Source organism: Kribbella sp. CWNU-51 (assembly GCF_054073265.1).
This window is the reverse complement of record NZ_JBSXMZ010000014.1, coordinates 30,923-49,070: the sequence shown is the minus strand read 5'-3', so window position 1 is coordinate 49,070 and position 18,148 is coordinate 30,923. Positions and strand designations below refer to the sequence as shown.

The following is an 18,148-nucleotide window of genomic DNA, read 5'->3' as shown; positions in this document are numbered from 1 at the left end:
CCCCCCGCGCTGTACTTTCGGCCAGCACCCGGCGGACCTCGTCGTCGCCGACCGGCGAGAAGTCGCGGTACGCCTGCCCGACGGCGGCGAAGCGCCGCGGGATCCACGCGCACACCACCTGGTCCGCGACCTGCCCCAGCCACCGGCAGCTCTCCACGCCACCGACCGGTACGGCGACGATCACGCGAGCCGGCCGTTGTCGTCGTACCGCTTCCACCGCGGCGCGCATGGTCGAACCGGTGGCGAGGCCGTCGTCGACCAGGATCACCACGCGGTCGTGGACGTCGATGGGCGGCCGGTCGCCGCGATACTCCCGCTCACGCCGACGGAGCTCACGGACCTCGCGCTCACGGACCTGCTCCAGCGTCTGCTCGTCGATGCCCTTCAGCACCGGCTCGTTGCGGACGGTGTACGTCGCGTCGCCGACGCCCGCGATCGCCCCCATCGCCAGCTCCGGCTGACCCGGCAGACCGAGCTTGCGGACGATCAGTACGTCGAGATCCGCGTCCAACGCGTCCGCGATCGGAGCCGCCACGGGCACCCCGCCCCGCGCCAGCCCCAGCACCAGAACGGATCCACCGACTTCGCCGAGCTCCTCCACCAACGCCCGGCCCGCAGCCGCCCGATCCAGGTACGGCCTCCTCATAACGCCATCATCCAACTACGTTGGCCGCATGCGAATCCCGGAGAGCGCGCGGGGCGTGCTCGAATCGAATGCTCTTGGGCATCTGGTGACGATCAATGCGGACGGCAGCCCGCAGGTGTCGGTGATCTGGGTCGGGCTGGACGGGGACGAGATCATCGCCGCCCACATCCCGAACAACCAGAAGGTGAAGAACATCCGGCGTGACGGCCGGGTGGTGTTGTCGGTCGAGACCGACCGGAGTAACGAGGTGGGCCTGACCGAGTACCTGGTGATCACGGGTACCGCCCGGATCACCGAGGGCGGGGCGGTCGACGTACTGCGTGGGCTCGTCAAGACCTACATCGGTCCGGACGCGCAGTACCGGCCCGGCGAGGAGCTGCCGCCGGGGTACGTCACGCACATCACGGTGGACAAGATCGGAGGTGTCGGACCATGGGCCTGAAGATCGGCGTGATGCTTCCGCTGGGTGACGGCGACGGGCCCGGGGGTGGGATGCCGGGGTGGAAGGACCTCCGCGCGGTCGCCGAGGCGGCCGATCAGAACGGGCTGGACTCGGTGTGGCTCGCGGATCACTTCCTCTACCGCGACCCGGAGGGCCGGGTGTTCGGGATGCACGAGTCGTGGACGCTGCTGAGCGCGGTGGCCGCGGTCACCACGAACGTCGAGGTGGGGAACATGGTGCTCTGCGCATCGTTCCGTGACCCCGGATTGACCGCCAAGATGGCCGCGACGCTGGACGAGGTATCCGGCGGACGGCTGATCCTCGGTGTCGGGGCCGGCTGGCACGATCCGGAGTACGACGCGTTTGGGCTGCCGACCGACCATCGGGTCGGGCGCTTCGAGGAGTGGCTCGAGATCGTGGCGCGGATGATCCGCGGCGAGACGGTCACCTTCGACGGCACGTACTACCGGGTCAGCGAGGCGAACCTCGATCCGGCGCCGCCGCACCGGATCCCGATCCTGGTCGCCGGTCACCGCCCGCGGATGATGCGGCTCGTCGCCGAGTGGGCCGATGCCTGGAACACCGCCTGGTACGGCGCCGCGAGCGAGAAGGTCGAGGAGAAGCTCGGCACCCTCCGCGAGGCGGTCAAGACGGCTAGCAAACCCGACGGCACCGTGGCCGCCACAGTCGGGATCGTCGTCCGCGACACCGACCAGCCGTCCGTTGCGGACCCCGATCCCCGCGCCATCGAAGGCACGATCCCGGAGTTGGCCGAGGCCTTCACGGCGTACCAGAAACTAGGCGTCGACCACCTGATCATCTCCCCGGAGCCGATGACCCCGCGCTCAGTCGAACGCATCGCCGAAGCCAAGCAATTGCTGAGCAAATAGCCAACGCCAGCCACGTTGCTGAGCAAGCAGCCAACGCCCTCCAGGCACCCGCTGAGCGAATAAACAACGCCCGCCAGGCACAACCCCGGGGGTCCGGGGGCGAAGCCCGCCGGGCGGGGCCCGGGGGTCGCACCCCCGGAAAACAGCCGGAGCTCCCTGGTCCGCGCATTCTGCGGACAGGGAGCTCCCGGGAGCGGAGGCGGCGGGATTTGAACCCGCGAGAGGGGATTACCCTCAACCCGCTTAGCAGGCGGGCGCCATCGACCGGACTAGGCGACGCCTCCTCCGACGATCCCCCTGAGGGGACACGACGACGGCCAAGACTATCCGCTCGACCCTGTCGGCGGCAAAGCGGGTCCCGACCCTCCTGACCGACACTCTGCGTGCCGGGGGCGGCACCTTGGGAGAGTAGCCCGGGGCACCTGTACTGTGGCGGGCATCGACGGGGGTCGCCAGCTTCACGTCAACCAACCAGGTGTCGTGGGCGTCAGAAGTACCGTGGGCTGCCGTGCGCGGCCGACGGAGGGTCGCCACGTCGTCGATCAGGGAACGGAGCTATGTCGCGGAGTACTCGCGCAGCCGGACGCAGGTCCGCGCCACGGGCCAGCCGGTCCAGGCACCGCTCGCAGCGGGCCCGGACGACCTCGAAGGCGATCGGCCTGACGCTGCTCAGCGCCTTGATCCCGGGTTCTGGGTTGCTGATGGGTGGGCGGAAGAAGCTGGGTGCGTTCGTGCTCACGATCAGCGTCGGGTTGCTGCTGATCGCCACGTACGTCGGCCTCACGCGACGGGACTCGATTCTCGCCTTCGCGGTGTCGCCTCGGCAGTTGCTGATCGCTACCGCGGCCGTCGTGGTGCTGGGTGTGTGCTGGATCTGGATAGTGGTTGCCTCGCACAAACTGCTCCGCCCGGTCAGCATGACCTACACCGGGCGGTTGGTCGGGTCGATGTTCGTCGGGATGCTCTGCTTCGCGATCGCCGTACCGACGACCGTGGCGGCGCAGACCGTGATGGCGCAGCGCGACCTGGTCGGGAGCGTGTTCCAGTCCGAGGGCAACTCGAAGAGCGCGACCCGTCCGAAGGTGGACAACAACAAGGATCCGTGGGCCAAGACTCCCCGCCTGAACCTGCTGCTGCTCGGCGCTGACGACGGCGTCGGCCGCACCGGCGTCCGGACCGACACCGTGATCGTGGCCAGTATCGACACCAAGACCGGTGACACCGCGCTGATCTCGCTCAGCCGGAACTGGATGCGGATGCCGTTCCCCGAGGACTCACCGCTGCACAAGATCTACCCGGACGGCTTCTGGGACCCGAAGCTGGGCAATGTCGAGCAGCCGGAGTACTACCTGGACTCGATGTACGACAACGTCCCGAAGGCGCATCCCGGGGTCCTCGGCCAGACCGACAACGAGGGCGCCGACGTGGTCAAGCTGGCCGCGGGCGCGGCGCTGGGGCTGGACATCGACTACTACATGCAGGTCAACCTGGCCGGCTTCCGGCAGATCATCGACGCGGTCGGCGGCATCACCGTCAACGTCAACTACCGGGTGCCGATCGGCGGCGACTACGGCGACGGCCCGGGGTCGAACACCGCGAAGAAGCCGTCCGGCTACATCGAGCCGGGCCCGAACCAGAAGCTCGACGGCTACCACGCGCTCTGGTTCGCCCGCGGCCGCTACGGCCTGAGCGACCCGTCGCGGCAGGAGCGGCAGCGGTGCACGATCCACGCGCTGGTGAACAGCGTGAACCCGGCCACCCTGGTGACGAAGTACCAGCAGATCGCCTCGGCCGGCAAGCAGGTGCTGCGGACCGACATCCCGCAGGAGATCTTGCCGGCGTTCATCGAGCTGGGTCTGAAGGTGAAGGGCGCGAAGGTCACCAACGTCGACCTGGACAAGAACAAGAACTTCCCGACCGGCAAGAACCCCGACTACACCGCGATGCAGGAGATCATCCAGAAGGCCATCGCCCCGCAGACCAAGCCGGTCTCCACTCCGTCGACCACCACGACGAAGAAGCCGTCCAGTGGGTCGACCAAGAAGGCGACGCCGAAGCCGGCCGTGACGCCAGGTGCCACCGAGAACCTGAACGACGCCTGCGCGTACAACCCCAGCCAGACCGGGAACTGACAGCAACCCGACACCTTTCGGCAACGCCTCCACCTCGGACACCGACGCCTTCTGATCGGTGGCCCGACCCGCCGCCCGGGGGAACCGGCCGGGACCGTGAATGGGATCCTTGTGCGATGCGTACGACGTACCGGATGCGGGCGGGGCGGTTCCTCGGGGTGCTGGCCGCCGGGCTGATCATCCTCGGCGTGGCCGCGATCCTGTGGGCACTCGGGCTGCCGGCCGTGGCGGTCTCGGTGTTCGTCACCCTGGGTGGGCTGATCACGCTGGCCGGGCTGTGGATCCTGATCTGGCCGCCGAAGATCGCGAAGCTGCGGGACACCGGGATCGAGGTGCGCGGTGTCCGGACGCCCTGGACCGACGTGACCCAGGTCGGCCGGGTGGAGACCACGCACGGCGAGGCGATCGTGCTGCGCACCACGCAGCCGGACCACTCGATCCTGCTGCCGATCGCGTGGCTGGCGCCTGGTCGCGCCGCGAGCCTGGAGACCGCGCTGCGGGACCGGCTGAACGCGGCGCACGGTTACACGATCTGGGACGGCACTGCCCCGGACGGCAACGATCGCGCAGAATGACTTGCGAGCCGATTCGACCTGAGGAGTCCGGGTGCTGTCCTTCGAGCTGTCGTACGACGAACTGATCGCCTACCAGGGCACCAACCCCAAGCCGGCGGACTTCGACCAGTACTGGGACAAGGCGCTGCTGGAGCTCGATGCCGTCGCCCCGGAGACCGAGTTCGCCGACGCGACCGACTTCCCGCTGACCACGGCGACCGCGCAGCACCTGTACTTCAACGGCACCGGCGGCTACCGCGTGCACGCCAAGGTGATCCGTCCGGCCGAGCCCACCGGCCCGGCCGTGCTGATCTTCCACGGGTACGGCGGTGAGCAGCCGAAGTGGGTCGATCTGCTGCCGTACGCCGCCCGCGGGTTCACCGTGGCCGCGCTGGACGTGCGTGAGCAGGTCGGATTCCGGACCGAGTCGCAGGCGGCGAACAGCTTCTCGCTGCACAACCACCTGGTCCACGGCCTCGACGACGGACCGGACGGGTTGCTGTACCGGCACGTGTTCCTGGACACCCGGCGGCTCGCGGACATCATCGGCGGCCTGCCCGAGGTGGACGCCGCGCGGATCGCGACCACGGGCTGGAGCCAGGGCGGTGGACTCAGCCTGGTCGCCGCGGCGCTGACCCCGGGCATCAAGTACACCGCGAGCGTCTTCCCCTTCCTGTGCGACTACCAGCGGACCTGGGACCTGAACCTGGAGACCGGCCCGTACGACGAGATCGTCACCTGGTTCAAGAAGCGCGATCCCCGGCACCTGCGCCAGGACGAGGTGTTCACCACCCTCGGCTACATCGACGTCCAGCACCTCGCTCCCCGGATCCGCGCCGAGGTCACGCTCTTCACCGGCCTCGAGGACCAGGTCTGCCCGCCGTCCACCCAGTTCGCGGCGTACAACAAGATCACGTCCCCCAAAGACGTCCGCCTCTACCCCGACTTCGGCCACGACGACCTCCCCGGCGCCCACGACGACATCTACCAACTGATCGGCGCCAAACTCTGAGCACGCTCACCTACTGACCGAGGCCGGCGTCGCGGGCTCGGGCTACTGCTTCTGAGCGGCCGGCTACGTGGAGTTTGGTGAAGACGTTGGAGACGTGGTTGCGAATGGTTTTGTCGCTGAGGAAGAGGTGGCGGGCGATGGCGGCGTTGGTGAGGCCGCGGGCGACCAGGTCGAGGACCTCGCGTTCGCGGTCGGTGAGCTCGGGGAAGGGTGCGACCTCGGGCCCGGCGCGGCCGGCGGCGAAGTAGGCGAGGACCCGGCTGGCGATGGCGGCGGAGAACACGACCTCGCCGTGGGACACCCCGTCGAGGGCGCGGCCGATCTCGGCGCGGTCGGCGCCCTTCAGCAGGTAGCCGCGCGCGCCGGCCCGGACCGCGGCGAACACCGACTCGTCGTTCTCCAGCATCGTCAGCACAAGTACGGCGATCGACGGCTGCTGCTCGGTCACCTGCCGGGTCGCCTCGACGCCGTTCAGCACCGGCATGTGCAGGTCCATCACGACAACATCCGGGACGAGCTCGCCCGCCAGCCTGACCGCCTCCGCGCCATCGCCTGCCTCGCCCACCACCTCCTTGCCCGGCATGGTCGAGATGGCAGTCACCAGCCCTTCGCGGTACAGCGGATGGTCATCGACCACGAGCACCCGGACGCTCATGACGCCCCCTTCGGCAGCAGCGCCGTCACCGTCGTACCCGCCGGACCGGAGTCGATCCGCAGCTGACCACCGAGCTCCTCAGCCCGCTCCCGCATCGACGACGTACCGACCCCGGGCCGCACCTGGTCAGGCAGCCCGCGTCCGTCGTCGGCGACCTCGATGCACACGCACCCGTCGCCATCCCGGACCCGGACCGCGACGGTCCCGGCGCCCGCGTGCCGGACCGCGTTCCCGGTCGCCTCACCGGCGATGTGGTACGCCGCAACCTCCACAGCAGCAGGCAATCCGGCGATCTCGTCGGCCGACACCCGGACCCTCGTCGTACCCGTGGACAGCCGATCGCCCAGCTCGCGCACGGCCGCGGCCAGCCCGAGCTCGTCCAGCATCGGCGGCCTGAGCTCGTGCACCAACGCCCGTACGTCGGCCACTGCCGCGTTGAGCCGAGGCACCAGCCGGTCGAGCAGTTTCCGAGCCGCCTCCGGGTCGTCCGCCGCGATGTCGCGCGCAGTCTCGACATGCAGAGCCAGTGCGGCGAGCGATGGGCCGACGCCGTCATGCAGGTCGCGACGAAGCCGGCGGCGTTCCTCCTCCCGCGCGACCACCACAGCCTCCCGGGCGCGCTGCGCCTCACGCGCCAGCAGGACGGTGTGTGCCGCGACCGCGGCCTGCGCGGCGAGCCGGTCCAGCGCTCGCACCTCATGGCCGTCGAACTCGGTCGACCGGGTGACGGTGAGCCGCCCGAAGTGTTCGCCGGCGTACTCCAGTTCCACGGTCATCCCGATCCCCGTCCCTTCGCCGTACGACGTCACCAGTCCGTCCCGCAGCACGATGGTCGCCTGCTGTGCGCGCAGGGACCGAGCCACCTGCTCGACCACCGACGGCAAGACCCGTTCGGACAGGTCGTCCGGAGTGGTTGCCGCCGCGAGCCTCGTGCCGAGCCGTGCGAGTACGGCGTACGGCTCCTCGACGTCACCATGGACCAGCCGGTTGACGTGCCGCTGCAGCCAGGACCGCAACGGCAGCGCCGCCAGGGCGACCACGGTGGTCGCGAGGATGGGTGCTCCGGTCGTGGCGCCCAGCCGGTCACCGGCCAGCCAGACCGTGACGGCGTACAAACCGATCACGAGCGTCGACAGAGCGCCGTACACGAGAGCGCGGGAGATGACGATGTCGACGTCCCACAGCCCGTAACGCATCACCGCGATGCCGATCGCGATCGGCAGGGGCAGTATGGCGAGCCCTGCCACGGCTCCCGTGCCGGCCGGGAGGAGCCGCGCGACCGCGAACAGCACGATCGTGCACGCGTAGCCGACGAACACCCACTTCAGCTGCTGCCGCTCGAGATCGGCGGCCCGCCGCCACCTGGTCACGAGCGACACGAAGCCCACGATCACGGCTGCGAGAAGCAGTCCGCCGAGCAGAGCCGCGACGACCGGTTCACCGGTCGCCGCGACGCCGACCGGATTCGTCGCACCATGCAGACCTTCGGGATACTCCGGCCCTTCGTACGGCGTCAGCGCCCAGGTGACCGCGATGACGGCCACTGCGGTTGCGTTGAACCACAACGCCGGCCGAGACGCTTGCCGGCCATCCGGCAGCATCACCGGCAGAAGTACGGCGATCGCCGTGTAGCCGGGCGCCCAGAGCCAAGCGCCGAGCCAGGTCGACCACGTCCCGTCCGTCAGCAGACCGACCTCGGTGCCGAGCAGGGCCAGGCCTTGGGTCAGCGCGATTGCCCCGAGCAACACCTGGATCCGCCGGGCGCCGGTCGCCCGGAGCAGCAGGCAGGCGAGGCCGTACGCCAGCGCGGCGGCCAGCTCCATCAACCAGAACGACGGCTCGATCGTCCGGCCGGCGGGCGCGTTGACCGCGTGCAGGCCGGCCCCCACCAGTCCGGCGAGGACCGCGAGTACACCGATGACAACCCCCATGACCGCATCATCGCCGCCAACTTGTCCCGGCGTCACGGGACAAGGAGTCCCGGATCGGATCGTGACGGCCGGCCGTGGTGGACGGGACAGCCCGGTCGCGACCGTTGGGACACCGAATCCGATCGACAGGAGAAACACTGTGACCACCGCGACCACCACCCACTCCACCGCGACGCGCCGGCGGCCGGCGAGCGTGCTCGTCGCCGCGATCCTGCTCGGCCTGGTCGCCGCGGTCGGCGGCTACGGCTCGATCTACTTCACCGGCCTCGAGGGCTGGACGGCCCTCGGCGTCTGCTTCGTCGTGGCGTACGAGTTCCTCACGCTGACCGGCCTGATCGCCGTCGTCGCGTTGCTCCGTAACCATCCCCTCGGCCGCCCGGGCGTCATCCTCTACGCGACGTGGATGATCTACTTCACGCTCTTCAAGCTGATCGCGTTCCAGGAACTGCAGGCCATCCCGTTCGGCGTGATCGCCGCCGTCGCCCTCGTCCTGGTGACCCGGCGCTCAGCCCGCTGACGTCAGGTCGGAATCCACGTGGGCCACCACGGTGGGACGTTCCCCGGGCAGGTGCCCGGGGAACCGGCGGGTGTGCCCTGCCAGGAGAACAGGGCGAGGTCGGCGATCGTGATCGCGACCGCGGCGGCGATCAGCGAGAACAGGAACGCCTTGCCGGCGTAGCGGAAGACCGTGGTGAACAGGACGAGGTTCACGATCAGGGCGAGCGGCAGACCGAGGAACAGCAGGGTGAGGCCGTTGGGGACGCTGCCGGTGACGTCGACATTGCAGGCCTTCCACGCCCGCGAGGTGATCACGACCAGCCCGAACGCCGCACCGCCGCCGACGACCACCGCAAGGAACGACTCGCCCTTGCTCCCCTTCGCAGCTAACGCCATGGGGTTCACCGTAAGTGATCCGGGCGGCCACTTCAGCTCGCCCCGGCGGGGTGCGCCGTACTCAATGCCGCCGGCCTCAGTACCGCCAGCGCAGCGCGCGGACCCGGTCCTCGAGCGACAACCCGCCCAGCGACTCCGCGTCATGACGGCGTACGGCGAGGAACGGGTCGACGATCGCATCACCCAGCGCGTCCCGCAGGACGGCCGAGCGCTCGAGGGCCGACAGCGCGTCGTCGAGGGTGAGCGGCAAGCGGCGCGGGCGTTCGTCGTCCGGGTACGTCGCCGGGTCGCGGTCGAGCCCAGGCGGTAAGACCGCCTTCCGCTCCAGCCCGGTCAAGGCGGCGGCCAGCACGGCCGCGGCGGAGAGATACGCGTTGCCCGACGGATCGCCGATCTTGATCTCGCAGTTGGCCGAGTCCGGCCGGCTGGTCACGCTGCCCGGCACGTAGCGCAGCGCGGCCTCGCGATTCTCCTCGCCCCAGCACGCGAACGCGCCGGCCCAGTTCCCGGGCACGCGGCGATCCGCGCTGACCACGCTCGGCGCCAGTACGCCGGTCAGTCCGTCGAGCTCGGCGAGCACTCCGGCGATCAGTTGCCGCGCATGCTCGGACGGACCGTCGTCAGCACCGAACGGCACGCCATCCAGCGACGCGGAGAAGTGGATATGCGCGCCATTGCCGACGAACCCGGCCACTGTGATCGGCGCGAAGGACGCCAGCAGCCCATGTGCACGAGCGACCCGATGGACGACGAGCCGCGCGAGCTGCGATTGATCGGCCGCGGCCAGCGGCGTCGCGGGCGGCAGCGCGACCTCGACCTGACCCTGCGCGTACTCCGGATGCAGTTGCTCCGCCGGGACCCCGGCCGCGTCGAGTGCCTCGAGCAGGTCGACCGCGAAGTCCTCCAGCTTCACCATGGCCAGCACGCCGTACGCCGGTCCGATGGTGCCGACCGCGGGATCGCCGGGATCACCGGTGAAGACCGTGAACTCCAGCTCGAACCCGAGCTTGACGTCGAGGCCGGCCGCGACCGCCCGCGCTTCCTGCCGCCGCAGCGCCGCACGCTGGCAGATGTCGACCGGCTCGTGGTCCTGCGTCAGCTGGTCGGCCGGCGCCCAGAACACGGTGTGGTCAGGCCCGAGCGGGGCGACTGCGCCGAGATCCGGCATCAACCGGTTGTCGCCGACGGGCCCGTTCACCAGCGGCGACGAGGTGATGGCGTCGTCGGCGCACATCAGCGCGAACACCGGCGAAAGTCCGATCCCGTCGCGGACCGCCGTACGCACGCGGGCCGCAGGCACCGTCTTCGCGCGGGTGATGCCGGCGTTGTCGACGATGGACGTGATCAGCATCCGCAGGCCGCTCTCGAGCAGCGCGTCGACGGGACTGTCGGTGACAGACATGCCGACCTTCGTACCACACGACCCCGTCAACCGGCGGCGATCCGGATGATCACGCCGCATAATCGGGACGTGAGCGATGGGTGGCCGGATGGTCCGTACCGGGTCGGGATCTCGGGGTGGCGCTACCCGCCCTGGCGGAAGGTGTACTACCCAGACGGCCTGCCGCAGCGGGCCGAGCTCGAGTACGCCTCCAGCCGGCTGAACTCGATCGAGCTGAACGGCTCGTTCTACTCGCTCCAGCGGCCGTCGTCGTACCAGCGCTGGTACGACGAGACGCCGGACGGGTTCGTGTTCGCGGTCAAGGGCCCGCGGTTCGTCACGCATCTGAAGAAGCTGGCCGACGTGGACGCGCCGCTGGCCAACTTCTTCGCCTCCGGAGTACTTGCTCTCGGCAACAAACTCGGCCCGGTGCTGTGGCAGCTCCCGCCGACCCTCGGGTATGACGAGGAGCGCTGCGCCGCGTTCTTCGCCTCGTTGCCGCGGACAACGGTGCAGGCGGCAGAGGTTGCCAAGGGCCACGACGAGCGGATGGAGGGCCGCTCACTGCTGGAGTGCGCGGTCGACATCCCGCTCCGGCATGCGATCGAAGTACGGCACTCCAGCTTCCAGACGCCCGGCTTCATCAAGCTGTGCCGCCGGCATGACATCGCGCTGGTCTGCGCGGACACCGCCGGGAAGTGGCCGATGTTCGACGACATCACCTCCGACTTCGCCTACGTGCGGCTGCACGGCGCTGACGAGCTCTACGTCAGCGGGTACGACGACGAGGCGCTGGACCGGTGGGCCGCGAAGATCCGGGCCTGGGGCCAGAACGCCTACGTCTACTTCGACAACGACGCCAAGGTCCGGGCGCCGTTCGACGCGGAGGGGCTCTCCCGCCGGCTCGGGATCACTTCGGCGGGTGCCGAAGTATCACAGGCTTAGCGTGAGCGGCATGACTGAGAACCCTGGAGAACTGGTGGAGCACGCGGTCGGGCGTTCGCTCCGGTTGGTCACCACCTGGCCGGCCTGGGACGGCCGTCCGCGTACGTCGGACGACGGTCGCACCTTCACCCCGCACAAGGCCGTCCGCCGGATCGCGGACCACCTCGTCGATCACCTGGCCGAAGTGGAGGCGCTGCTGGCCGGCGTACCGACCCAGCCGGACGAGTGGCACGCGAGCGCGCTCACCTCCGCCGCCGACCTCGCGCCGTTCACGGTCGAGGACGTGCGCGAGGCCGAGCAGCGGTTGAGCCGGTTGGGACGGACCTTCGCGCTGCGGTACGCCGCGGTCGATCCGGCCGAGTGGGACAAGGATCGCGGCGCCAACTGGACCCTCCGCCAGATCGCCGAACACCTGGTCGAGGTCGAGTGGTACGCCGAGCAGGTGGGCGACATGTCCTAGAAGAGCCGCGCGCCCACCGGCTCCTCCAGCTCGAGGAGGAACTGTTTGCGCTTGAGGCCGCCGGCGTATCCGGTCAGTGAGCCGTTCTTCCCGATCACCCGGTGGCACGGTACGACGATCGACAGCGGGTTCTGACCGACCGCCTTCCCGACCCGCTGCGCGAGCGTCCGGTCGCCCAGTCGTTCCGCGATCTCGCCGTACGTCGTCGTTCCGCCGTACGGGATGTCCTCGAGGATCGACCAGACGCGGCGCTGGAAGTCGTCGCCGCGCAGGACGGTCGGGAAGTCGAACGTGGTCCGCTCGCCGGTCAGGTACTCGTCCAGCTCGCGGGCCGCCTCGGCGATGACCGGGTCGGTGGCTTCGACCAGCTCACCGAGCACCTCCGGCGACGGCTTCACCCAGTGATGCGGGAAGTAGACGCCGGCGAGCGCGTGGTTCGAGGCGACCAGCGTGAGGTCCCCGATCCGGGTGCTGACGATCGCATGCCTGTTCATGCTGATGGAACGCGTCAGCACCCGGAGGTGTGAGGCCTCAGGAGCCGATGCGCTCCCGGGTCCGGCGCCGGAAGTCGCGGCCGACCTGGCTCACGTCCACCCGGTGCAGGTCGGTCACCGCGATCCCCGGCGTACTGTCCGCCGGTCCCTGCACCGCCCAGACCCCGTGCGGATCGCTCACGCCCGAGTCCAGGCCGGCCCCCGGATTGGCCGGCACGGCCAGGCTGATCCAGTAGGTGTTAGTCGCAGCCGTCCCGCGGGTCTGGACCCCGATGTGCTCGTTCTGCCCGACGCCGGTGCTCGCGTACGACACGAGTACGGCGTCCACGTCGAGGCGGTCGTACTCCGTGAACAGCTCCGGGAAGAGCACGTCCAGCCCGAGCGCGAGGCCGAATCGATAGCCGTCGATCTCGAAGGTCACCGGCTCCCTGCCCGGGGTGTACATCCAGGTGATCTTCGTGGTCGACAGCGCGCGTTCGTCGTACCGCGCGACCACCTTGCCCGCGGCTGAGACGACGTACATGCTGTTGTGCGGCCGGGCCTCGGGCAGTGGATGCACGGACGGGATCACGGTCCAGATGCTGAGCTCGCGGGAGAGCCTGGTGATCTGGTCGAGTTCGTCGTGGAGCACGGCCCAGTCGGCCTTGCTCCAGTCCGAAGGCCCGATCTCGTCCGGGCCCAGCTCGGACATCACGTGCTTGCTCGGGAAGCAGAGCGCGCCCTCGGTGAAGTGGACGAGACGAGCGCCTGCCGCAGCCGCCTGCCGCACCAGGTCGCGGACCTCGGTGCCACTCGCGCGGAGCAGGGCGGCGTTGGTGGGATCTTGGCGGACCGTCGACTGGGCGACGGCGATCCGCAGGGCGTTCTCCGGCATGTCTTCTCCTGGAGGAGTCGGACGGAAGTGCCGGAGGGCAGCCGTGTAGGACTCGCCCGTCTTGGCGGCGCGGGCACGGACCCGCTGCTTGAAGTTCCTGTGCGCTGTCATCTGGCCTTCCACGCACTCGCACGCGATCCCCCAGCGATCCCGCCCGAGGCAGTTGACCAGGACGAGCGGTCCGAGACAGGAAGTCCCTTTGCCTTCTCAGCAGGACCAGGCTGGGGCCGGTCGGCGAAGGTGCGGCGCGGACCGCGCCGGGCCCATATCCTTGCCGACCCCATGCCCTTGGTCAAACGTCCACGCCGCCACGCCGCGGGTTACCCCTGGCGGCATAAAGTCGGACCCGGACGCGGTTGTCCACCGAGTACGAGCAGACGACGTTGGGAGCAGAGGGTGAGCATTCGAGTCGGGTACAAGGCTTCGGCGGAGCAGTTCGGTCCGCGGGAGCTGGTGGAGTACTCGGTCCGGGCCGAAGAGCTCGGGCTCGACAGTGTGACCGTGTCGGACCACTTCCTGCCGTGGCGGCACGAAGGCGGTCACGCGCCGTTCGCGCTCGCCTGGATGGCGGCGGTCGGCGAGCGGACCAACCGGGTGCTGCTCGGGACTTCGGTGCTCACGCCGACCTTCCGGTACAACCCGGCGGTGATCGCGCAGGCGTTCGCCACGCTCGGCGAGCTGTACCCGGGCCGCGTGATGCTCGGCGTCGGCACCGGTGAGGCGCTGAACGAGATCGCCGTCTCCGGGATGGAGTGGCCGGAGTTCAAGGAGCGGTTCGCCCGGCTGCGGGAGGCCGTGCAGCTGATCCGCGACCTGTGGACGAAGGACGGCGTCAACGCCGAAGGCCCGTACTACAAGACCGTCGACGCGTTCATCTACGACCGGCCGGAGACCCCGCTCAAGGTGTACGTCGCCGCCGGCGGACCGCTGGTCGCCAAGTACGCCGGTCGCGCCGGCGACGGGTTCATCGCGACGTCGGGCAAGGGCATGGAGCTCTACACCGACAAGCTGATCCCCGCCGTGAAGGAAGGCGCCGAGAAGGCCGGGAAGACGTTCGAGGACGTCGACCGGATGCTCGAGGTCAAGATCTCCTACGACCGCGACCCCGCCGCCGCGCTGGAGAACACCCGGTTCTGGGCGCCGTTGTCGCTGACGCCGGAGCAGAAGCACAGCGTCACCAGCGCGACCGAGATGGAGCGGCTGGCCGACGAGCTGCCGATCGAGCAGGTCGCGCAGCGCTGGATCGTCGCCTCCGATCCCGACGAGGTCGTCAAGCAGTTCCAGCCCTACCTGGATGCCGGCTTCAACCACTTCGTCGTGCACGGCCCCGGCCAGGACCAGGAACGCTTCCTCACCCAGTTCACCGAGGACGTGCTTCCGCTACTGCGCAAGCTGGGCTGAGGAGCGACAATCGCGAGATGGGCGACTACGTGATTGTGCAGGAGGGCGACCCGCGGTGTGCCGAGCTGGAAGCCGCCGGCTACCGCGTGGTCGCCGAGTCCTGGGCCGTCCGCCTGCACAACCCCGACCGCGAGCTGCTGGACTCCGCCGTACGCCGTGCGGTCGCCGGCGGACTCACCATTCGCGAAGTCGGCCCGGAGTCCGCCAAGGCACTCCATGCCCTGGAGAAGACCAACGAACCCGACTACCCCTACACCCCCGCCACCCATCGCGTCGTCGGTGACCTCTCCGACACCCAAGGCCTCTGGCCGGTTCACCGCGTGTTCGGAGCGTTCGACGGCGGCCGCCTGGTCGGCGCTACGGTGATCCGCGTCCGCGATGGCTTCGGCGACACCAGGTTCACCTCGGTGCTGGCGGCGTACCGCCGACGCGGCGTCGGCCAGGCCGTGAAGGCAGCCTCGATCCTCGCCTTCCTCGACCTCGGCATCAAGAGCTTCAGCACCGGCGGCGCCGCCGCGAACCAGGCGAGCCTGCAGGCCAACGAATCCCTCGGCTACGTCCTCACCGAACGCTGGCGCACCTACGCCCCCTAGCCGCGCACCTCAGCGCAGGTCGTCGGACAGGGCTTTGGCGGCCTGCGTGAGGAGGGGGACGGCCCGCTCGACCAGATCTTCGGTCATGCGGCCGGCGGGGCCGGAAATGGAGATGGCCAGTCGGGACGGAGCGTCGGGGACCGCTACCGCGACACAGCGGACGCCGACCTCCTGCTCGCCTTCGTCAGTGGCGTAGCCGTACTCCTCGGCCTTGTGCAGCTGGGCGGTGAAGGCGTCCGGGGTGGTGAGGGTGTTGTCGGTGTGCCTCGGCATACCGGTGCGGTGGAGGAGGTCGCGTACCTCGGACTCCGGGAGCTGGGCGAGGATCGCCTTACCGACGGCGGTGCAGTGCGGGAGGACCCGGCGGCCGACCTCGGTGAACATGCGCATCGAGTGCCGGGACGGGACCTGGGCGAGGTAGACGACCTGGTCGCCGTCGAGCATCGCCATGTTGGCGGACTCGCCGAGCTCGTCGACCAGCCGCGCGAGGTGCGGGCGGGCCCAGACACTGAGCATGTGTGAGGAGCTCTCGCCGAGGCGGATCAGCTTCGGGCCGAGGACGTACTGACGCGAGGGTTCTTGACGGAGGTAGCCGAGGTCGACCAAGGTGCGAACCAACCGGTGGATCGTCGGCAGCGGCAGGCCGGACGCCGTGGCGAGCTGGGACAGGCCCATCATCCCGCCCGCGTCGGCCATGGTCTCGAGCAGCCCGAAGGCGCGTTCGATGGACTGCACACTGCCGGTGCGGCCCTTGCCGCCGTTCGCTTCCGCCATGGATCCAGCCTCTCGAGGGTTTCCGGATGACGGAAGTTTAGCGCCAGATTCCGGAAAGTGTGGACCTTGTGTCTTCCGCAAAGTAGATATTAGTCTCCGCAATACGGAATTCTAGCGTGAGAGGTGGCCCGCATGAGCCTGGAGGATCTGGTCGGCGAGCTGGATCGGCGGTTGGCGGCCGCCGACGCAGCGCTGGCGGCGGACTACCCGGGGGACCGCGGCGTCCGGCAGCCGGTGCACACGGTCTACGTGCCGGCCGACAAGTACGACGTGAACACCGTCGGCACCTGGGGTGCGGAGGCAACGGCCGTGCTGAGCGAGTACGGCGGCTCGGCCGAGGTGCTCGCGGACGTGCTGGAGCTGCCGCCCGGGCTGATGGACGAGGTCTTCGAGCGCGTTCGCGCCAAGCTCGCGCGGGAGCCGATCGAGGATCTCCGGATCGACTTCGAGGACGGCTACGGGCCCCGATCCGACGAGGAAGAGGACGCGGCCGCCTTCGCCGCTGCCCGCGCCTTGACGCGGAGCGTGCGGGCCGGGGCGTCGGCGGACGGCGCCGGCGCGGTGGCGCCGTACCACGGGCTGCGGATCAAGTCGCTGGAGGCGCCGACCCGGCGGCGTGGGGTGCGGACGCTGGATCTGTTCGTCCGTGAGCTGACGGCGGCGGGCGGCCTGACGGACGGTTTCGTGGTCACGTTGCCGAAGGTGACCTCGGTCGAGCAGGTCGAGGCGATGGTGGTGGTGCTGGAGGCGCTCGAGGTCGAGTACGGCGCATCTGAGCTGAAGTTCGAGATCCAGGTCGAGACCCCACAGGCGATCCTCGGGTCGGACGGCACCGCGTTGATCGCGCGGATGATCAAGGCAGGCGCGGGCCGCGTCACCGGCCTGCACTACGGCACGTACGACTACTCGGCCTCGCTCGGTGTCGCCGCGGCGTACCAGAGCATGGAGCATCCCGTGGCCGACCACGCGAAGGACGTGATGCAGCTGGCCGCGGCCGGGACCGGTGTGTTCGTCTCCGACGGTTCCACGAATGTCCTCCCGATCGGCGACCGCGACGCCGTCCACGCGGCCTGGCGCCTCCACCTCCGGTTGGTACGACGTTCGCTCGCGCGCGGCATCTATCAGGGCTGGGACATGCACCCGGCTCAGCTGCCGACTCGCTTCGTGGCGACGTATCTCTTCTATCGCGAGGGTCTGGAGACAGCCGCCACCCGGCTGCGGGCGTACCTCGGCCACGGTGAGTCCGGGTACCTCGACGAGCCCGCGACCGCCGCGGCGCTGGCCGGCTTCCTCCTGCGCGGCCTCGACTGCGGGGCGGTGGACCCGGCGGAGGTCGACAAGCTCATCGGCGTCGACATCGCGGGACTCGCGAAGCTGGCCCGTCGCCCGCTGCGATCGGAGCGCTAGCCTCACTAGATGCGACTGGTTGCGGAGTTCACCACCGAACCCTTCGACGTCGAAGGAACGCCACCCGCTCACGCCACCGAGGCTCTGCGAGCGGCGCAGGAAGCCGGTCTCGAGTGCGACTTCGGCCCGTTGGGCACACAGGTCCGCGGCGAGCAGGAGTTGCTCCTGCCCGCGCTGCCCGACGTGCTGGCGGCCGCCTTCGCGGGCGGTGCGAACCAGGTGACCTTGCAGGTACGCCGCGATGCCTGAGCCGGAGGTGCATCCGCTGATCACGGCGATCTCGCCGCTGATCGAGCGACTGGACGCCGAACTCGTCGTACCCGAGGAGGCTCGCGACGACGACGTACCACTGCTGTGGGAGGGCGAGCCGCTGGTCGCCGTCCGCCTACCCGCCGGTCGCCTTGTGAAGGCTCCCGAGGGTGGCGTGAGCTCACTGCTCGCGGAGGTTGCCGACGAGCTAGGCGGACCGCTGCACACGCTCTCCCGGGGGCAGAAGCAGCAGGCCGTCCTCATGCTCGAGGCCCGCGGTGCCTTCGAGTACCGGAAGTCCGCGGAGATCGTCGCCGAGGCGCTCGGCGTCACCCGCTTCACCGTTTACAACTACCTCAACCGGGCGCGCGACTGACCCGGATTTCAACAAACTGTTGACGACAGGCGAGACGA

21 protein-coding genes and 1 tRNA gene are annotated in these 18,148 nt (G+C 69.6%); 13 read left to right on the top strand and 9 right to left on the bottom strand.

Annotated features, from left to right (window positions below; all coding sequences use genetic code 11):
• Positions 1-646 (bottom strand): phosphoribosyltransferase (locus tag ACXC9Q_RS18405; protein ID WP_457057800.1); only part of this gene is annotated, 646 nt, incomplete at its 3' end.
• A gap of 28 nt (positions 647-674) precedes the next feature.
• Here ACXC9Q_RS18405 and ACXC9Q_RS18400 point away from each other — a divergent pair.
• Complete coding sequence (locus ACXC9Q_RS18400) at positions 675-1,088, top strand: PPOX class F420-dependent oxidoreductase (RefSeq protein ID WP_457057799.1); 414 nt, start codon at positions 675-677, stop codon at positions 1,086-1,088.
• Entirely contained in the window at positions 1,079-1,978 is a 900-nt protein-coding gene (locus ACXC9Q_RS18395) for an LLM class flavin-dependent oxidoreductase (protein WP_457057797.1), read from the top strand. Before ACXC9Q_RS18400 ends, ACXC9Q_RS18395 begins: the two co-directional genes overlap by 10 nt.
• Before the next feature lie 194 nt (positions 1,979-2,172).
• Here ACXC9Q_RS18395 and ACXC9Q_RS18390 read toward each other — a convergent pair.
• Positions 2,173-2,262: transfer RNA gene (locus ACXC9Q_RS18390), tRNA-Ser, on the bottom strand.
• A gap of 273 nt (positions 2,263-2,535) precedes the next feature.
• Here ACXC9Q_RS18390 and ACXC9Q_RS18385 point away from each other — a divergent pair.
• From ACXC9Q_RS18385 to ACXC9Q_RS18375, 3 genes are all read left to right on the top strand, one after another.
• The gene (locus ACXC9Q_RS18385; RefSeq protein ID WP_457057795.1) at positions 2,536-4,110 is read left to right on the top strand and encodes an LCP family protein; all 1,575 of its coding nucleotides are present in this window, start codon (positions 2,536-2,538) and stop codon (positions 4,108-4,110) included.
• 116 nt (positions 4,111-4,226) lie between these two features.
• Positions 4,227-4,685 carry a hypothetical protein gene (locus ACXC9Q_RS18380; protein ID WP_457057793.1) on the top strand — a complete coding sequence of 153 codons (459 nt, stop codon included), beginning with the start codon at positions 4,227-4,229 and terminating at the stop codon, positions 4,683-4,685.
• A gap of 31 nt (positions 4,686-4,716) precedes the next feature.
• Positions 4,717-5,676 (top strand): acetylxylan esterase, encoded by a 960-nt coding sequence (locus tag ACXC9Q_RS18375; protein WP_457057791.1) that lies wholly within the window; start codon positions 4,717-4,719, stop codon positions 5,674-5,676.
• Positions 5,677-5,686: 10 nt separating this feature from the next.
• Here the strand turns inward: ACXC9Q_RS18375 and ACXC9Q_RS18370 are convergent, their stop codons facing one another.
• Positions 5,687-6,331 (bottom strand): response regulator, encoded by a 645-nt coding sequence (locus ACXC9Q_RS18370; protein ID WP_457057790.1) that lies wholly within the window; start codon positions 6,329-6,331, stop codon positions 5,687-5,689.
• Positions 6,328-8,262 (bottom strand): sensor histidine kinase, encoded by a 1,935-nt coding sequence (locus tag ACXC9Q_RS18365; protein ID WP_457057789.1) that lies wholly within the window; start codon positions 8,260-8,262, stop codon positions 6,328-6,330. The genes ACXC9Q_RS18370 and ACXC9Q_RS18365 overlap by 4 nt, the downstream gene beginning before the upstream one ends.
• Positions 8,263-8,401: 139 nt before the next feature.
• Here ACXC9Q_RS18365 and ACXC9Q_RS18360 point away from each other — a divergent pair, with 139 nt between their 5' ends.
• Positions 8,402-8,779, top strand: coding sequence for a hypothetical protein (locus ACXC9Q_RS18360; protein ID WP_457057788.1), 378 nt, complete (start codon positions 8,402-8,404; stop codon positions 8,777-8,779).
• A gap of 2 nt (positions 8,780-8,781) precedes the next feature.
• Here ACXC9Q_RS18360 and ACXC9Q_RS18355 read toward each other — a convergent pair whose 3' ends face one another.
• A complete protein-coding gene (locus ACXC9Q_RS18355) occupies positions 8,782-9,156 on the bottom strand; it encodes a hypothetical protein (protein ID WP_457057787.1) in 375 nt (124 codons plus the stop codon).
• A gap of 76 nt (positions 9,157-9,232) precedes the next feature.
• Positions 9,233-10,558, bottom strand: a complete 1,326-nt coding sequence (locus ACXC9Q_RS18350) for a glutamine synthetase (protein WP_457057786.1) — start codon at positions 10,556-10,558, stop codon at positions 9,233-9,235.
• Between the two features lie 69 nt (positions 10,559-10,627).
• On the opposite strand from ACXC9Q_RS18350, the gene ACXC9Q_RS18345 reads away from it, so the two are divergent.
• Positions 10,628-11,482 carry a DUF72 domain-containing protein gene (locus tag ACXC9Q_RS18345; protein ID WP_457057785.1) on the top strand — a complete coding sequence of 285 codons (855 nt, stop codon included), beginning with the start codon at positions 10,628-10,630 and terminating at the stop codon, positions 11,480-11,482.
• A 10-nt stretch (positions 11,483-11,492) separates the two neighbouring features.
• Positions 11,493-11,942, top strand: a complete 450-nt coding sequence (locus ACXC9Q_RS18340; protein WP_457057784.1) for a hypothetical protein — start codon at positions 11,493-11,495, stop codon at positions 11,940-11,942.
• On the opposite strand, the gene ACXC9Q_RS18335 is transcribed toward ACXC9Q_RS18340, so the two are convergent.
• A complete protein-coding gene (locus ACXC9Q_RS18335; RefSeq protein WP_457057783.1) occupies positions 11,939-12,436 on the bottom strand; it encodes a methylated-DNA--[protein]-cysteine S-methyltransferase in 498 nt (165 codons plus the stop codon). The genes ACXC9Q_RS18340 and ACXC9Q_RS18335 overlap by 4 nt on opposite strands.
• Positions 12,437-12,473: 37 nt before the next feature.
• Entirely contained in the window at positions 12,474-13,421 is a 948-nt protein-coding gene (locus ACXC9Q_RS18330) for a carbon-nitrogen hydrolase family protein (protein ID WP_457057782.1), read from the bottom strand.
• A 285-nt stretch (positions 13,422-13,706) separates the two neighbouring features.
• Here ACXC9Q_RS18330 and fgd point away from each other — a divergent pair, with 285 nt between their 5' ends.
• Positions 13,707-14,711, top strand: coding sequence for a glucose-6-phosphate dehydrogenase (coenzyme-F420) (gene fgd / locus ACXC9Q_RS18325; RefSeq protein WP_457057781.1), 1,005 nt, complete (start codon positions 13,707-13,709; stop codon positions 14,709-14,711).
• 17 nt (positions 14,712-14,728) lie between these two features.
• On the top strand, positions 14,729-15,304 hold the full coding sequence (locus tag ACXC9Q_RS18320) for an N-acetyltransferase family protein (RefSeq protein ID WP_457057780.1): 576 nt from the start codon (positions 14,729-14,731) through the stop codon (positions 15,302-15,304).
• A gap of 9 nt (positions 15,305-15,313) precedes the next feature.
• Here ACXC9Q_RS18320 and ACXC9Q_RS18315 read toward each other — a convergent pair whose 3' ends face one another.
• The gene (locus tag ACXC9Q_RS18315) at positions 15,314-16,078 is read right to left on the bottom strand and encodes an IclR family transcriptional regulator (protein ID WP_329483445.1); all 765 of its coding nucleotides are present in this window, start codon (positions 16,076-16,078) and stop codon (positions 15,314-15,316) included.
• A gap of 132 nt (positions 16,079-16,210) precedes the next feature.
• On the opposite strand from ACXC9Q_RS18315, the gene ACXC9Q_RS18310 reads away from it, so the two are divergent.
• Genes ACXC9Q_RS18310 through ACXC9Q_RS18300 form a run of 3 tightly spaced genes read left to right on the top strand, consistent with a single transcriptional unit; the run spans position 16,211 to position 18,110 of the window.
• The gene (locus ACXC9Q_RS18310) at positions 16,211-17,485 is read left to right on the top strand and encodes a DUF6986 family protein (RefSeq protein ID WP_457057779.1); all 1,275 of its coding nucleotides are present in this window, start codon (positions 16,211-16,213) and stop codon (positions 17,483-17,485) included.
• Between the two features lie 9 nt (positions 17,486-17,494).
• Positions 17,495-17,734: a hypothetical protein gene (locus tag ACXC9Q_RS18305; RefSeq protein WP_457057778.1), complete on the top strand. Its 240-nt coding sequence runs from the start codon at positions 17,495-17,497 to the stop codon at positions 17,732-17,734.
• A complete protein-coding gene (locus ACXC9Q_RS18300; protein ID WP_457057776.1) occupies positions 17,727-18,110 on the top strand; it encodes a helix-turn-helix domain-containing protein in 384 nt (127 codons plus the stop codon). The genes ACXC9Q_RS18305 and ACXC9Q_RS18300 overlap by 8 nt, the downstream gene beginning before the upstream one ends.
• Positions 18,111-18,148: the final 38 nt, after the last annotated feature.

What these genes read in the sequence shown, in the direction of transcription:
- ACXC9Q_RS18350 (WP_457057786.1), bottom strand. Translation starts at nt 10,558, where the DNA reads ATGTCTGTCACCGACAGTCCCGTCGACGCGCTGCTCGAGAGCGGCCTG.
- ACXC9Q_RS18365 (WP_457057789.1), bottom strand. Translation starts at nt 8,262, where the DNA reads ATGGGGGTTGTCATCGGTGTACTCGCGGTCCTCGCCGGACTGGTGGGG.
- ACXC9Q_RS18400 (WP_457057799.1), top strand. Translation starts at nt 675, where the DNA reads ATGCGAATCCCGGAGAGCGCGCGGGGCGTGCTCGAATCGAATGCTCTT.
- ACXC9Q_RS18315 (WP_329483445.1), bottom strand. Translation starts at nt 16,078, where the DNA reads ATGGCGGAAGCGAACGGCGGCAAGGGCCGCACCGGCAGTGTGCAGTCC.
- ACXC9Q_RS18320 (WP_457057780.1), top strand. Translation starts at nt 14,729, where the DNA reads ATGGGCGACTACGTGATTGTGCAGGAGGGCGACCCGCGGTGTGCCGAG.
- ACXC9Q_RS18340 (WP_457057784.1), top strand. Translation starts at nt 11,493, where the DNA reads ATGACTGAGAACCCTGGAGAACTGGTGGAGCACGCGGTCGGGCGTTCG.
- ACXC9Q_RS18370 (WP_457057790.1), bottom strand. Translation starts at nt 6,331, where the DNA reads ATGAGCGTCCGGGTGCTCGTGGTCGATGACCATCCGCTGTACCGCGAA.
- ACXC9Q_RS18330 (WP_457057782.1), bottom strand. Translation starts at nt 13,421, where the DNA reads ATGACAGCGCACAGGAACTTCAAGCAGCGGGTCCGTGCCCGCGCCGCC.
- ACXC9Q_RS18335 (WP_457057783.1), bottom strand. Translation starts at nt 12,436, where the DNA reads ATGAACAGGCATGCGATCGTCAGCACCCGGATCGGGGACCTCACGCTG.
- ACXC9Q_RS18380 (WP_457057793.1), top strand. Translation starts at nt 4,227, where the DNA reads ATGCGTACGACGTACCGGATGCGGGCGGGGCGGTTCCTCGGGGTGCTG.
- ACXC9Q_RS18355 (WP_457057787.1), bottom strand. Translation starts at nt 9,156, where the DNA reads ATGGCGTTAGCTGCGAAGGGGAGCAAGGGCGAGTCGTTCCTTGCGGTG.
- ACXC9Q_RS18385 (WP_457057795.1), top strand. Translation starts at nt 2,536, where the DNA reads ATGTCGCGGAGTACTCGCGCAGCCGGACGCAGGTCCGCGCCACGGGCC.
- ACXC9Q_RS18300 (WP_457057776.1), top strand. Translation starts at nt 17,727, where the DNA reads ATGCCTGAGCCGGAGGTGCATCCGCTGATCACGGCGATCTCGCCGCTG.
- ACXC9Q_RS18395 (WP_457057797.1), top strand. Translation starts at nt 1,079, where the DNA reads ATGGGCCTGAAGATCGGCGTGATGCTTCCGCTGGGTGACGGCGACGGG.
- ACXC9Q_RS18305 (WP_457057778.1), top strand. Translation starts at nt 17,495, where the DNA reads ATGCGACTGGTTGCGGAGTTCACCACCGAACCCTTCGACGTCGAAGGA.
- ACXC9Q_RS18310 (WP_457057779.1), top strand. Translation starts at nt 16,211, where the DNA reads ATGAGCCTGGAGGATCTGGTCGGCGAGCTGGATCGGCGGTTGGCGGCC.